General features: G+C 66.6%; 10 protein-coding genes and 1 tRNA gene. 5 read left to right on the plus strand and 6 right to left on the minus strand.

Features of this window, described 5'->3' with window-relative positions; all coding sequences use genetic code 11:
- Positions 1 to 232 precede the first annotated feature (232 nt).
- Both U9978_RS04555 and aat read left to right on the plus strand, forming a co-directional pair.
- The gene (locus U9978_RS04555; RefSeq protein ID WP_322759768.1) at positions 233 to 2,620 is read left to right on the plus strand and encodes a bifunctional diguanylate cyclase/phosphodiesterase; all 2,388 of its coding nucleotides are present in this window, start codon (positions 233 to 235) and stop codon (positions 2,618 to 2,620) included.
- A complete protein-coding gene (aat, locus tag U9978_RS04560) occupies positions 2,611 to 3,495 on the plus strand; it encodes a leucyl/phenylalanyl-tRNA--protein transferase (protein WP_322759769.1) in 885 nt (294 codons plus the stop codon). Before U9978_RS04555 ends, aat begins: the two co-directional genes overlap by 10 nt.
- Before the next feature lie 101 nt (positions 3,496 to 3,596).
- On the opposite strand, the gene U9978_RS04565 is transcribed toward aat, so the two are convergent.
- The 4 genes from U9978_RS04565 to U9978_RS04580 all read right to left on the minus strand — a co-directional run bounded on the left by U9978_RS04565 (position 3,597) and on the right by U9978_RS04580 (position 7,957).
- Positions 3,597 to 4,940 (minus strand): pyridoxal phosphate-dependent aminotransferase family protein, encoded by a 1,344-nt coding sequence (locus U9978_RS04565; protein ID WP_322759770.1) that lies wholly within the window; start codon positions 4,938 to 4,940, stop codon positions 3,597 to 3,599.
- A 399-nt stretch (positions 4,941 to 5,339) separates the two neighbouring features.
- Positions 5,340 to 5,573 (minus strand): ferredoxin, encoded by a 234-nt coding sequence (locus tag U9978_RS04570; RefSeq protein ID WP_322759771.1) that lies wholly within the window; start codon positions 5,571 to 5,573, stop codon positions 5,340 to 5,342.
- Positions 5,574 to 6,393: 820 nt separating this feature from the next.
- Positions 6,394 to 6,567, minus strand: coding sequence for a type II toxin-antitoxin system Phd/YefM family antitoxin (locus U9978_RS04575; protein WP_322759772.1), 174 nt, complete (start codon positions 6,565 to 6,567; stop codon positions 6,394 to 6,396).
- Positions 6,568 to 7,678: 1,111 nt separating this feature from the next.
- Complete coding sequence (locus U9978_RS04580) at positions 7,679 to 7,957, minus strand: hypothetical protein (protein ID WP_322759773.1); 279 nt, start codon at positions 7,955 to 7,957, stop codon at positions 7,679 to 7,681.
- A 47-nt stretch (positions 7,958 to 8,004) separates the two neighbouring features.
- On the opposite strand from U9978_RS04580, the gene U9978_RS04585 reads away from it, so the two are divergent.
- The gene (locus U9978_RS04585; RefSeq protein WP_322759774.1) at positions 8,005 to 8,463 is read left to right on the plus strand and encodes a GNAT family protein; all 459 of its coding nucleotides are present in this window, start codon (positions 8,005 to 8,007) and stop codon (positions 8,461 to 8,463) included.
- A 28-nt stretch (positions 8,464 to 8,491) separates the two neighbouring features.
- On the opposite strand, the gene U9978_RS04590 is transcribed toward U9978_RS04585, so the two are convergent.
- Together U9978_RS04590 and U9978_RS04595 are read right to left on the minus strand one after the other, a co-directional pair.
- The gene (locus U9978_RS04590) at positions 8,492 to 9,124 is read right to left on the minus strand and encodes a phage major capsid protein (protein WP_322759775.1); all 633 of its coding nucleotides are present in this window, start codon (positions 9,122 to 9,124) and stop codon (positions 8,492 to 8,494) included.
- 262 nt (positions 9,125 to 9,386) lie between these two features.
- A tRNA-Arg gene (locus U9978_RS04595) sits at positions 9,387 to 9,459 on the minus strand.
- Between the two features lie 530 nt (positions 9,460 to 9,989).
- Here U9978_RS04595 and ssb point away from each other — a divergent pair.
- On the plus strand, positions 9,990 to 10,709 hold the full coding sequence (ssb, locus tag U9978_RS04600) for a single-stranded DNA-binding protein (RefSeq protein WP_322759776.1): 720 nt from the start codon (positions 9,990 to 9,992) through the stop codon (positions 10,707 to 10,709).
- A gap of 378 nt (positions 10,710 to 11,087) precedes the next feature.
- A complete protein-coding gene (locus U9978_RS04605) occupies positions 11,088 to 13,001 on the plus strand; it encodes a hypothetical protein (RefSeq protein ID WP_322759777.1) in 1,914 nt (637 codons plus the stop codon).
- The last annotated feature ends 171 nt before the right edge of the window (positions 13,002 to 13,172 follow it).

Here is a 13,172-nt window from a genome sequence, read left to right on the forward strand (position 1 = left end):
CGGCACCTTGGACGTCGGCATACCGCCGCCGTGGGTCGGTGTCGAACCGCGGTAGCGCAGTGATCCACGTACAAGCCGCTGCCAGCCGGGCCAAAGGTAGCGCTATCGCAAAGGTCCCCGAAACCCCGGTCCGGTCCCCGAAGTCCCGGCCGGATTGGTGGGTCCTCGGGAGCGAATAGTGCCCCGAGTGTCAGAATGTGCCCCGCCGGCCTGATCGTGGGGGGATGACCGCTTGACGACTTCAGTTCACGCCGCTCGCCGATTGCGGATGGTGCGAGTAGGACGAGCGGCGCTCCTGGTGGCCGCGGTGTTCTTCGCCGCCACGACCGTCGCAGGCCTGCGCGACAGCTCGACCGTGATCAGCCAGGTTGATCGATGGCTTGGCAACGGGTTCAGCGCGGCGGCGGGAACTATGTGCCTGGCGCGTGCCATTCTGGTGCGCGGCGAACGGGCCGCGTGGGTCGCGATCGGGATCGGCCTTCTGTTCTACGGTGCTGGGACGGCGTACTTCACAACGCAGGTCGCCGATCGCAATCCGCAACCGTCTCCGTCGCCAGCCGACGTCGGCTGGTTGGTGTTTTATATCGCGACGTATATTTCCGTGATTCTACTGCTACGCAAACGGGTGTCCCGGTTTCATCCCAGTGTCTGGCTGGACGCCCTGGTGGGCGGTCTCGGGGTGGCGGCACTTGCCAGCGGGCTGGCCGCCGGCGCCATCGGTAAGGTCCGGGCAACCAGCATGTCGGCGGTTGGGTTGAACCTCGCTTATCCCCTGGCCGATCTGATGCTGCTCGTACTTGTGGTGAGCGTGTTCGGTCTGCTGGGCTGGCGGCTGGAACGGGTCTGGTACCTCCTCGGTGGCTCGCTGATCGGTTTTGCGGTGGCCGATACGATCGTTGTCGGTGAGGTTGCCAGCGGTCACTACTCCGCGGGCGGGCCGGTCGAGGTGCTGTGGGCGTTGGCGCTGGTGCTGCCTGCGTACGCAGCCTGGCAACGGCCACCGCGGGAGAAGACGGAGGGTCTCACCGGGTGGGGCGTGCTGGCGATCCCGGCGATCTTCACGCTAGCTGCGCTCGGTCTCCTGGTCTTCGGCGCTGCGACGCAGCGCCTGCCGCCCGCGACCGTCGCGCTCGCCGCTGCCACCGTTCTGGTCGCGCTCGTGCGGACGGGGATCACCTTCGCCGAGGTCCGCCAACTCGCTGAGACCAAACTGCAGGCCCGGACCGACGAGCTCACCGGCCTGGCCAACCGCCGTGGCTTCTTCGAGCGTCTGGACGGGTTGGATCTCCGCGCCGACCGCCGCGCCCGTCGGTTCGCGCTACTCGTGCTCGATCTTGACCGTTTCAAAGAAATCAACGATTCTCTTGGTCATCCTGTCGGCGATGATCTACTGAAACTCGTCGGGCGGCGGATCGCGGCGGCGTTGCGCCCGGAAGATCTGCTGGCCCGCCTCGGCGGGGACGAGTTCGCCGTCATCCTGGAGGATGCGGACGCGGCGGTGGCCAAGATGGTCGCCGAGAGGGTACTCGCTGCGCTCAAGGGCCCCTTCGACGTCGGTGCGGTCACCCTGCACGTGGACGCCAGCATCGGGGCCGCGCTCCACCCGGACGACGCGGTCACCGCGAGCGTCCTGTTGCAGCGGGCGGATGTCGCGATGTACGCGGCCAAGTCCGCCCGTTCCGGGGTCGAGTACTACCGGCCTGGCGCGGATGTGCACACCCCAGACCGGCTTGACGTCATCGAGGCGCTGCGAGGCGGGCTCGGTGATGATCAATTGCGGGTCCATTACCAGATGAAGGTCGACCTGCGTACCGGTAGCTGCCACGCGGTGGAGGCGCTCGTACGATGGGAACATCCCACCAAGGGCCTGCTCCAGCCCGATGTCTTCCTGCCCCTGGCCGAGCACACCGGGCTGATGCGTCCGCTGACGCTGGAGGTCCTCGGGCTCGCGTTGGGGCAGTGCCGCCGATGGTGGGACGTCGGTCTGGACATCGGCGTAGCGGTCAACCTCTCCGCGGCCAATCTGCTCGACACGGGATTCCCGGCCGAGGTCGCGGAGCTCCTCGAGCTGCACGGGGTGCCTGCGCGGGCGCTCGAGTTCGAGATCACCGAAACGGCGCTGATGCTCGACCGGATCCGCACCGCGGCCGTGCTCACAACCCTGCGGGAGATGGGAATCCACATCGCCGTGGACGACTATGGGACGGGATACTCGTCCCTGTCCTACCTGCGGGAGCTCCCGGTGGATGAGCTCAAGCTGGACAAATCGTTTGCCGTGCACCTGGAATCCGATCCGGTGGCAGCGGCGATCGTGCAGTCCACGGTCGGGCTTGCGCACTCCCTCGGCCTGCGCATCGTTGTGGAGGGAGTCGAGACCGAGACTGCGATGGGGCGCCTGACCGACTTTGGCTGTGATCTGGCGCAGGGCTTCTACCTGGGCTGTCCGCAGCCCGCCGAGGAGCTGACGCCGTTGCTGTGGCATCGGCACAACCACCGGTCGCCAGCCGGATCCACCGCGTTATCCGTAGGACCGTCGTCGTCGCCGGTGGGTCGGGCAGGCGCGGCTGGCCGGGTGGCGCCGCGGCCTGAACCCGTCCGCTCGGGTCGCATGTGGACCTGACCCGCCGGCCTGGGCTGCCGGGCCCGTCGCCGTGGGACGGGCTGCCAGAGAAGGATTATGCCGAGCCGGCTGAGCCAGTCGAATTACCCGTCGCGGTCGGCGGTGAGCTCACCCCGGCCACGCTCGTCGGGGCGTACCGGCGGGGGGTCTTCCCCTTCCCGGTTCCTGTCGACGATCCGCTCGAGGTCGCGGACACGCACCGTCGGCTGGCCACGGCTGTCGCCGACGGGCGAGTCTTCAACCTGTCCGGGGACGACCCGCCGGATCTCGACTTTCCCTGGTGGTGTCCGGACCCACGGGGAGTGTTGCCCGTCGGCGCGGTGCACGTGTCCGACTCGTTGTTCCGACGGATGCGTGCGTGCGCGTGGACCACCACCGTAGACGAGGCGTTTGCCGAGGTCGTCCGCGGGTGCAGCCGGGGCGGCCGACCCACCTGGATCACGCCTGAGCTCGCGGATGCCTACCGTGAGCTGCATCGGCTCGGGTGGGCGCACAGCGTCGAGGTGTGGAAGGGCGACGACCTCATCGGCGGCATGTTCGGTGTGCTCGTCGGTGGCGCCTTCATGGCCGAGTCCATGTTCCATGTGCAGACCGATGCGTCCAAGGTCGCGTTGGTCGACTTCGACGCGCGGTTCGTGCAGGCCGGTGGTCGGCTTGTCGACGCGCAGTTCGTCAGTGCGCACGCTGGCTCCATGGGCGCCGTCGAGATCCCGCGTGAGCGGTTTCTGGCGGTTCTGCGCGACGTGCGGGACATCGACGTGCGGCTCGTCCGTGACCGGATGTCCGTGGCACGCCTGGTCGAACGCGCGCGAGCGGCCCGGCGGGCTCGGCGGGCCGGGACGGTCCCGCCTCCGGCCGCGCGCGGAGAGGCATGATCGCGCGGCCTTTGGCTGGGCGTGCCGGGGCTGCGCCTCCGGCCGCGCGCGGAGAGGCATGATCGCGCGGCCTTTGGCTGGGCGTGCCCAGGTGGATCGATCTACCCGATCGTCGTCTGCTGGGCGGGTTCGTAACGGGACGCCGGCACGCTGGGCTCGGCTTGCGTGCCGGGGAACATCGCGGCGATTTCAGCGAGCACGGTCAGTAGATGCGTGATTTCTTCGTCGGTGTTGGCCGCCGTGATCTGGATACGGACCCCGACGTCAGCCCGGGGCACCACCGGATAGGGCGCCATGGTGACGTAGATCCCACGGTTGAACAGGTGGATTCCCATGGCGTCTGTGTCTTCGGGAGTACCGATCGGTACTTCGATGATCGGCGTCCCGGACCGGTTCAAGGTCCGCAGCCCGAGCTGCACCAGCCCGTCGAGAACACGGGCGGTCTTGCGATGGAGATCGGCTCGGATGGTATCGCCCCGCGCGGCGTTGAGCCGGAAGCCGGCCTGCACGGTCGCGAGGGAAGCCACCGGCGACGGCCCGGAGAAGGTGTACGGTGCGGCGGTCACCTTGAGGTAGTTCTTCACCGAGGTCGGGCAGGCGATGAACGCCAGCAGCGACGAGTACGCCTTGGAGAAGCCGCCTACCAGGATGAGTCCGTCGTAGGTCTCCCCGACATGGCGGACAAGGGAGTTGCCGTGTGAACCGTACGGGCTGAGTTCGTCCGCGCTGCGCTCACCGAGGACACCGAAACCGTGGGCGTCGTCGACGTAGAGGATCGCGTCGTTTGCGCGGGTGACCGTGAGCAGTTCGGCCAAGGGGGATGCATTGCCGGTCATGCTGTTAACGCCGTCGATACACACCAGTCTCGGGTGGTGGGGACACGCCCGCAGCAGTTCGTCCAGCTGACTGGGGTTCTCGGCCTCGAACTGCCGCAAGGTCGCGCCTCGTGCCTGTGCCATGGCGCAGCCGTCGTAGACCGTGCGGTGCGCACGTCGGTCGAGGAAGACCGAACCCTCCCCGGCGAGGGCCGGAATGGCCGAGATGTGGATGTGTGTGATCGTGGGAATCGTGAGGCTGTCTTCGGTGCCGAGGAGCTCGGTAAGCTCTTCTTCAATCTCGGCGAACGGTCGCGGATAGGCGATCATTCGTGACCAGCTCGGATGAGTACCCCATTTGGCCAGGTATTCCGGCACCGCTGCGATGATCTCCGGATCCAGGTCGAACCCGAGGTAGTTGCAGGACGCGAAGTCCGTCAGCCAGTGGTCGCCGATGCGAATCCGGCGTCCGTCGATCTCGTCGACGACGGAGTCCACCATTGGATGGGTGTTTCGTAGCTCGGCGAGCTCCACCAGGGGGCCCAGCGGACGACCCAGTATCCGATCGTAGGGTCCCGGCGGGTCTGGCGGAGTCTGGCGTGTGGACAACCGCCCCGGAGTCTTGGACAACGCCCCTCCTCGAAAGATGAGGGTTCCACGCTACGGCGCAACTTTCGCGGACGGCGTTGCTTTTGAGTATTTACCGACGAACTGTCGGGTCATCCGATCCGATGGTCACTTCAGGCAAAGGCTATTTTACCGGTAGTTAGGAATGAATATACTGAATTAGTATAAATAGCAGAAAGTATTACGATCATGTCAGAAATAACCTGGACCATACCCAACCGGAGTACGGCTCGTCTGCCATGGGTCGCGGCGTACGCCGGTTGGGTCTTCCCGTGATGGGGCCGCCGCAGCCCGTCGCGGTTCGGCTGTCGGCGATCTCGGCCGGGGTCCCTTGGGGCGTCCCGGTGACAGGAACCCCGGCCCGAGAAGATCGTAATCACGAGGCCCGCGGTACGCGGAGGGTTACGCCGCCATCCGTCCGATCGCCTCAGCCGGGCAGAATTCGAGGGCCTGCAGCAGCATTTCCTCTTCCTCCTCATTCGACGGCTGCCGGCATATGTAATGAACCTCGCGAGCCTCGTCGCGCTTGAAGAAATCCGGGGCGACGCCCCGGCAGTTTTCGCAGTCAGTGCATTCAGAGTCGACGAAGAAGGGTCCCTCGACGTTCATGGGAAGTCGACGCTTTTCGCTTGCCACATCACACCTCGCATTCGTTGGGAGCATTGGCGGTGGCCGCCCAGCCGATTCTATCGGCAAGCCGGCCGCCTGTTAGGGCGGTCGCGCGCCGCGGATGTCGGGAAGCGGCGGTTCAGGTACTCGGGTCGGGAAGTCCATGGGTCGCAATGCCCGCCGCCGTCCGGGCCGGCCGGACCAATGGTGATATTTCCGCTGGACGCCGCGGCGAGCGCGGACCCGATGGGGACAGCAGGGATGCGCCAGATCTTCGGTTGAGGCATGAATGTGCAGGTACCGGCCTCGGCTCCGGTCGACGTGGCGTTCTCGCGGAGCAGCCGACGTGACATCGGCCACCGCCCCGGACGGCCTGGTGATTTTCCGCAGACCGGTTTCAGCGGCGGGGCGTGTCGTTTCCCGGGCGGGGTTCCACGGAGGCGCACCGGCTCCGCCATCGAACATTTACCGCCGTGAAACGTGCGGTCGAACGCCGCGGGCGCGCAGGCGCCCGTCCACGCCATGATGCCGGGGCCAATGCCTGGCGTGGAGACGGCCGGACATCTCGCCGAGACGGGACGTCTGCCGGGCGCTGCACGGGTATCTGAGCCGGTTGCCGACCCGGCCACGTGGACTCCAACAGGCCACCAGGCCACCAGGCCACCAGATCGCCCGTGCCCTATTGCCGGGCGCTCTAAGTTGAGGCGGTAGGTCACGTTTGGTCACGACCTCCGGGGAGGAGGTGCGCGTACTTTCGCCGGACCTGGTCCTCATCGAGTCCCGGCGCCTGGCTGTCGTGCTCCGGGGGCTCAACGCGAGAAGCGCGTTCACGCTCGCTACGCAGCCATCACTCGGTTTCTTCTACAGAGATCAGATCCTCGACCTGTTGCCAGTCTTCCGCGGAGACGATGATGACCCCCACACGTCCCGGGCGGCTGAGGAGCATCGGACCGGTCGTCTCGACATCGTCAGCCAGCTCGTCAAGGTGGGCCTTCGCGTCTGTCAGTGGTTCACTGCGCATGCCTTCAGCGTGCGTGGATCTGGATGCTCGGGGGCGCAACTCCAGCACGCCAAGGGCAGGAGGCTGCAGCCCCGGCAGCGAACAGCGGCCGGCATGATCCTGTCCGGATCATGCCGGTATTGCCTTTGATCAGAATGCGTCGGTCCGCTTGGCTGAAGTGATCTTGCAGACCAGCTTCGCGCCGGCAGAACAGCCCGACGCCCCTGGACCCGGCGACTCATCGGCCGGATCATCATCGGGCGGGTACGGCCCGGCCCGGGTGGACGGCAACGCCGCTACCGCGTGATGATCGGACCGGCGGACGCGGTCGTGCTTTAGGTCGTCCCCCGGGCGCCGGTGGCCGAGCTATGTGCTCCGCCCAGAGGCGATTAGCTAACTTCCTTTACTTTCCACACTTCGAACGATCTGCTACGAACATGTAACTACAGATTGTCGAGTAACGGTGATCGCGTCTGGACCCCATCGGGGCGTCGGTACGTCGCTGGCATGGAGGGCTGCACGGAGCCATGACATTGCCAACGGGACCGCGTCGTCGAATGTCCGCGCCTCAACATCAAGATCAACTTCGATCGTTCCTGCGCTACGGCTGCTGGGCGCCCGTTCGACGCCGACCGTGCAGTCGAGGTGGTCGGCCTGGTTCGCCAGCGCGTGCAGTTCTTCCATGAAACGGTCGGTCGCTTCGAACAGGTCGGTTCCTTGTGGTGTTGCGTCAACATCGAGCTTTAGGTACAGGTGAAATATCATTGCCCCTCCCCTTCCCGCCAGCACGACTGTCGCTCGAACCACTTTCTCAGATTCAGCAGTGATCGTTCTACTGATGGAGTGATTGGGATCGACTTCGCATGCCGCCCACAGGGGCATAGTGCCCTATAATACCCCTTGTCGCGTGAAACCGCCCAACCGTGCTGGTCAACTAGCTTTAGTAGATCCTGATACTCCTTGCGAGGATGCCGCGGCCACCCAGTCACCGAACCCCTCCTTTATCATGACGAATCGCATCATATAGGACGGACTCCATGATCTAGATGTTCTTGGTCATGTTGACCCTCAGCGGCACGGGCAGGGTCATCAGCAGGTCCTGGCAGATGTTGACGCCCGCTTCGGCCACGGTTCAGAGACCAAGCGCCACGGCGGGATCATCGACGTCCACGTCGGGCACTGCGGGGATGTCGACTTCCAGCGCATCGGGATCGATGCCGAGCATCCAGGCGAGCGTTCCCTGGCCGAGGACCCCGGATGCGATCCCTGCGAGGTGTGCCTCCTGGAGGGAGAGGGGGAACCGGCGCTGGGCGGCCGCGTCCATGCGTAGGGTGATCTCGTCCTCGCCCGAGTCGGACGCCCAGTAATGCCGCAACAGGCGTTGGGTCGTCTGTCCGGCCCATGTCCGCACGACTGTGTGGCGTCGCGGGCGCGCATCGAGCGCAGCCGGTGCGACGAGTGGAAGGAAGACGTCAGGAGGGGCCGGTTTTCGGGCGGAAAATGTATGTCAACCATCCACTCGTGCCGGGCCGGCCACCCACCAAGGCGTCGCTGCCACAGCGGCTACACATCCCCGCGGCCACCCGCCGGCCCCACCCGCCGGCCGACTCTCGGCACACCAGGCGATGGTGCAGGCCGGGTTCCGCCGGCGGACGTTCACCGTGCCGGTCGACCGCCCCGAGTCGACATGATCATGCGGATCCAGGTCTTGCGGTCCAGACCTCCCTCGCCTTCGGGTTCACCACCCTGGCCGTGGACGAGCTGGTCACCGTCACTGACCAGGGCAACATCGGGATGAACGGCATTGCCCGCAAGCTCGGCATGGTCTTCCGGGACGTCGCCACGGTCGGCCCGTGGCAGGACAACAACGTGTATGCGGTCAGCCGGGCCGATTGGGAGGCCCGTGCCGGCGGGTGAGGCCCTGCGTCGTGCGACGACCATCTGATCATGTAACGTTCAACATCCGGAAGGCCGGGTCATGGACGGAATCAGCGCCGACCCGGTGATAGGCGTAGAAGCCCCGCTGGCCGGTCGGCCGGCGGTTGGAGCCGAACAGCTGGCCGATGAACTCGATCGTCATACCCAGCCGGTCTGCGATGACGTAGTTCTCCGCTGACGCGGTGATCGTGCCGTCCATGTCGGACGCCTCATGCGCCGGGTAGCCCAGAAGCTCCGGCGGTTGGCCGTTGGCGATCCGCTCCCACAGGGCGTGCCCGTCCGAGGTCCCGAACTGCCGGATGGACTGGTAGATCGCATTGTTCGCGGCCCACTGACCCCGCCGGCGGTACCGCGCCGGGAGCGCGGTCTCGACCTTGTAGACGTCCCCGACGGCGAACGTGTCGGTGGTCGTCGAGATCACCACCGGCGAACCGCCGGTCAGGGCGGTGACGATGCCGGTCGGCTGGCCAGAGCCGGCCGGCGTGACAGGAAGTCTTCGCCCTCGAGGCTTTTGAGGAGCAGCCGGAGCGACTCTTCGTTGACCACCGGAACCGGTTGTTCGCCGTGCTCGCAGCCTTGCCGGACTGGTGCAGGCTGATGATCCAGTTTTCGACATCGGCACGGGTGACCTGGCCGACATGGCCCACGGTGCCTTGCTCGGCGAGGAACCCGTCAAACAGGACACCCGCCGCGATGTAGGTCGTACACGTCTGATCGCTCTTGTGGTCGGAGTGCAGAGAGCGGAGCCAGGAGGCCAGCAGTGGGCCGAGCGGACCTGTCACCCGACCCGTTACCCGATCTTCGGGGGAGGTCATGGCGAGTGAAGTTATCGGGTGCCTGTGCGGCATGCAAAGCACCGCCCACAGAGATCGACAGCGTTTGCGCAGGTCAGGGGGTGTCTGTGCGCCCGGCAGGGATCGAACCTGCGACCAAGTGCTTAGAAGGCACTTGCTCTATCCGCTGAGCTACGGGCGCTTACCACCTATTGTGCGTGCAGCCCGGCACGAACGCGCAGTGCGGTTCGTAGCTGGACCGCGCACAAATGATCGATCACCTCGTGGCCGGTGTCAACGAGCGTCCGCGGTGTCCGCACCAGGCCAACCGTGTCCGTCGCCGATCCCAGCGGCAACCCCGACGTCGTCAGCTGATCGCGTCCGTCGCTGTGGCGCCATACTCGGCTGGCCGGGATGCGCCAGCCTAAAAGTCCAGGATGGCACAGTATCGGCCAATCGTGCATCTCTTTGACGTTACCACTGTGGACAGCTGCCCTGCTTTCCACAGCGGACCGCGGTGACGTGCCGAACTGGTCGGCAAAGGTCACAGTGTGACGTGGGACGAGACAGCGGACGGTCTCGCTGGGTTTCTCAGGGCACCTGGCTGCGCGGCACGAACGGCCACAGCGGGATCGCGTCGCGATCCGCCGGGAGTCGGTGACCGCACGGCCTCCAACCCTTCGGGACCGTCCGTCACGGAAGCAGGCCAGTATCCATGATCCGGGAGGAACCATGATCGAAGCATCGGTCACGCTGCTCGGCAACCTCGTCGATGACCCTGACGTGCGATGCACGGCGAACGGGAACTTCGTCTGCTCCCTGCGCATGGCCAGCACGTCGCGCCGGTTCGACCGCTCGCAGAACCGCTGGGTGGATGGCCACACCGTCTTCGTGACCGTCACCTGCTGGCGGCACCTGGCGGAGAACGTCGGAGCGTCGTTGCACAAGGGGGACAGGACGCTCGTGGTCGGGCGGCTTCGGCAGAGGTCGTACGAGACCCAGGACGGAGGCCGCCGGGTTGTCTACGAAGTGGATGCCGATGCGGTCGCGGTCGACCTGACCCGCCAGTCGGCCGAGGTCCGGCGGGTGGTGCGCTCGAACCGGGAAGCCACGGAGGTTATGGACACCACGGAGGTTACGGACGCTACCGAGGTTACGGACGCTACCGAGGTTCCGGAGGTCATGGACGCCGTGGGTGCCGTGGAGGTTGCGGACGCCACCGAAGGCGATGGCAGGGCGGTGGGCTCCGAACCCCACGCCGGCCATGGCATGACCGGTGTGCACAATGGCCAGACCGGCGTCGGAACCGGCGCCGGGTACCGTGACGGGGGTTTCACCCATGCAGGCGCGGACGAGCTGCTCAGCGAGCCGATGCCAGGCGACCTACCAGGGGCGCCGGGGTCTGAGCGCCGACCTCCCGCCGTCCCGGCTCAGCGTCCGGCGACGGTGTGATGTCACGGTAGTCGGCGGCCCGCGGGTGGCGCTCGGCACAGGCGTTGGCCGGTTCCGCAACGGCCATGAGACGGGTGGATGCCCGGTCCCAGCCGGACCTGTGGGTAGCGTCAGTCCGTGACCAGCGCGCGGGGTGCCGATATACCGACGCCCATCCGGGTACCGCGTGGGCGCGTGGACGGGCCCACGGCACCCGGCGATGCGCCAGAACCACGATCGCATCGCCTTTGGCCCTCTAGCCGGAGCCGGTCAGATGACCGCCTCGACCCGTTGCCCGAGCCTGTGCCCGACCGGCTGCGTGACCAGCGACCGTCGTGGCGGCGACCACCGGTGGTATTGCGGTCACGGTTGGCCGCGGTGTCTCGGCCCGGGTGGAGTGTGGCGATCGCGGCCGTGCTCAGCGCGCTCGCGGCCGTCCTGATCAATCATTACCTGTTTCCGTATCTGTCGATCAACAACGACGAGGCCCTCTACCGGCTGCAGGCCCAGACACTGGCGGGCGGCCAGCTGTTTCCGTCGGCTCCGACGCCGGCGCAGTCCTACGCACCGTGGCTGGCGGCGGTCGTCGACGGCCACTACGTCCTGAAGTACACCCCGGTAGTCGCCGGGCTGTTCGCGTTGAGTCTCGTACTCACCGGCGGGACCGCCGCGGGACTCGCCTTTGTCGTCGCAGCCGCGGTTGTAGCGACCTACCACGTCGGAATCGAGTTGCTGGGCGATCGACGGGCTGCCGCGGTCGCCGCCTGGCTGCTGGCACTGTCTCCGCTGGTCATCCTGCACAGCGCGATGATTTTGTCCTATCTGCCGGTCCTTGTGCTGTATGAGTGCGTGCTTGTCGGGTTGCTGCGAGGGCTGCGAACCGGCCGTGGGGCGCCGCTTGTCGCGGCAGGGCTGGCGCTGGGGCTGGCCATGGCGGTGCGCCCGTACGACACCGCCCTGGTGCTCGGCCCGCTTGCGTTGTGGGCTGTGCACCGGGGCGCCCGCGGACGGCGGTGGTGGCTGTTGCGTTGGGCCGGGGCAGGGATGATCATTCCGGTCGCCGCGTTGCTCAGCTACAACGCGGCGGCAACGGGCAGTCCGTTCACACTGCCGTTTGCGCTGCTCGAACCCGACGACAAGCTGGGCTTCGGGGATCGCCGCCTGTTTCCCACCGACCCCGCGCACCGCTTCGGCCCGGTCGAGGGGCTCGTCTCCATCGGTGACCATCTCTGGTTTCTCGGGATCTGGGCGTGTGGTGGGGTGTTCCTGGCAGCGCTGTCGGTCGCGGCGGTCGTTCGCCGTCGGCTGTCGGGGCCGGCCCTCGCTGTCGGGGTCGGGGCAGTTCTGTTGATTCTTGGGTACATCGTGTTCTGGGGAGCCTGGAACGCCGCCGAGCTGTGGGGTGGTATCCGTTATGTCGGCCCCTTCTACCTGATGCCCGTTCTCATCCCACTGGTCGTTTTCGGAGCTCGGGGGCTGGTCGACCTCGCTGTCGCGCGGCCATGGGCAGGCGGGCTCACCGGTACCGCATGTCTGGGGTTGAGTACCGTTGTGCTCGTCTTCGCGGTGGGGGCCAACGTGTCCTTCACCCGACGTGATCGTAATCTGACGAATATGATCGCAGCTCAACCCGGGCGAGTACTGGTCATCGTGTCGGCCGACCCGGCGTTCCTCATGCACCCCACGTCGGTGGTGGCCAACTCGCCCGCGATGGACGGCCGGGTGTTGTATGCGGTGTCACGGGGCCGTGCCGATTTCACCGTTCTCGCCGATCATCCGGACCGATCCGCCTACCTGCTCCGGTTGGCCGATGGATACAACCGGACACTTGAGTCACCAACGGCTGCCCGGTTGGAACGCCTACGGGTTGTCGACGGCCGGAGCATCGGTGTCGATGTGCGTGCATCGGTTCCGGCCGGGGCCCGCGCGGCCCGGTTGGAGATGATCTTTGACGGACGCCGAGCGTCCTATTCGCTGGACCCGGCCCGGCCGGTGGCCGCTACGCTCACCATCGGCCCCGACGGGGTGGACGTGGCAGGCATCGGTTCCGATCCCACGGTCAGTGCTGTGTCTGGGGCAGGTGGACCTGCGGCAGGTGTGCGTCCCGCAGATGCGCCGGCGACAACGGACCATTCGGTGATACTGGCGTTGTTCTACACTTCGACGTCTGGCGGCGGTGAGCGGTTTCTCGACCGCCAGGATCTCCCGGTCCGTGTCGATGCGGGGGCCGGCGTCAGCGTTCTCGTCCCGGACGGCCAGGTTGGGGCGGTGGGGTCGGGGCTCGCGCCAACCATCCGGCTGAGCGCTGGTTGACGGTCGGTGTCCCGTGGGAAAGAGGTCCACGGGACATGGCCGGGGGAGTTGGCTCGTACCCTGGTGTCGCTCCCGCGTGCATGCCATCAGCGTCCCGGGGCACTCCCAGCCGTCCTCGGTGCTCTTCCCGCCGAGGAGACCCGCGCGCTTGACCCGCACTGCCGCTTGACC

The organism is Protofrankia sp. Cr2, from assembly GCF_963555885.1.
GTDB lineage: Bacteria > Actinomycetota > Actinomycetes > Frankiales > Frankiaceae > Protofrankia.

Excerpts from the sequence above, each read along its gene's own strand:
- U9978_RS04575 (WP_322759772.1), bottom strand. The coding sequence starts at position 6,567 with ATGCGCAGTGAACCACTGACAGACGCGAAGGCCCACCTTGACGAGCTG.
- U9978_RS04590 (WP_322759775.1), bottom strand. The coding sequence starts at position 9,124 with ATGTCGGCCAGGTCACCCGTGCCGATGTCGAAAACTGGATCATCAGCC.
- ssb (WP_322759776.1), top strand. The coding sequence starts at position 9,990 with ATGATCGAAGCATCGGTCACGCTGCTCGGCAACCTCGTCGATGACCCT.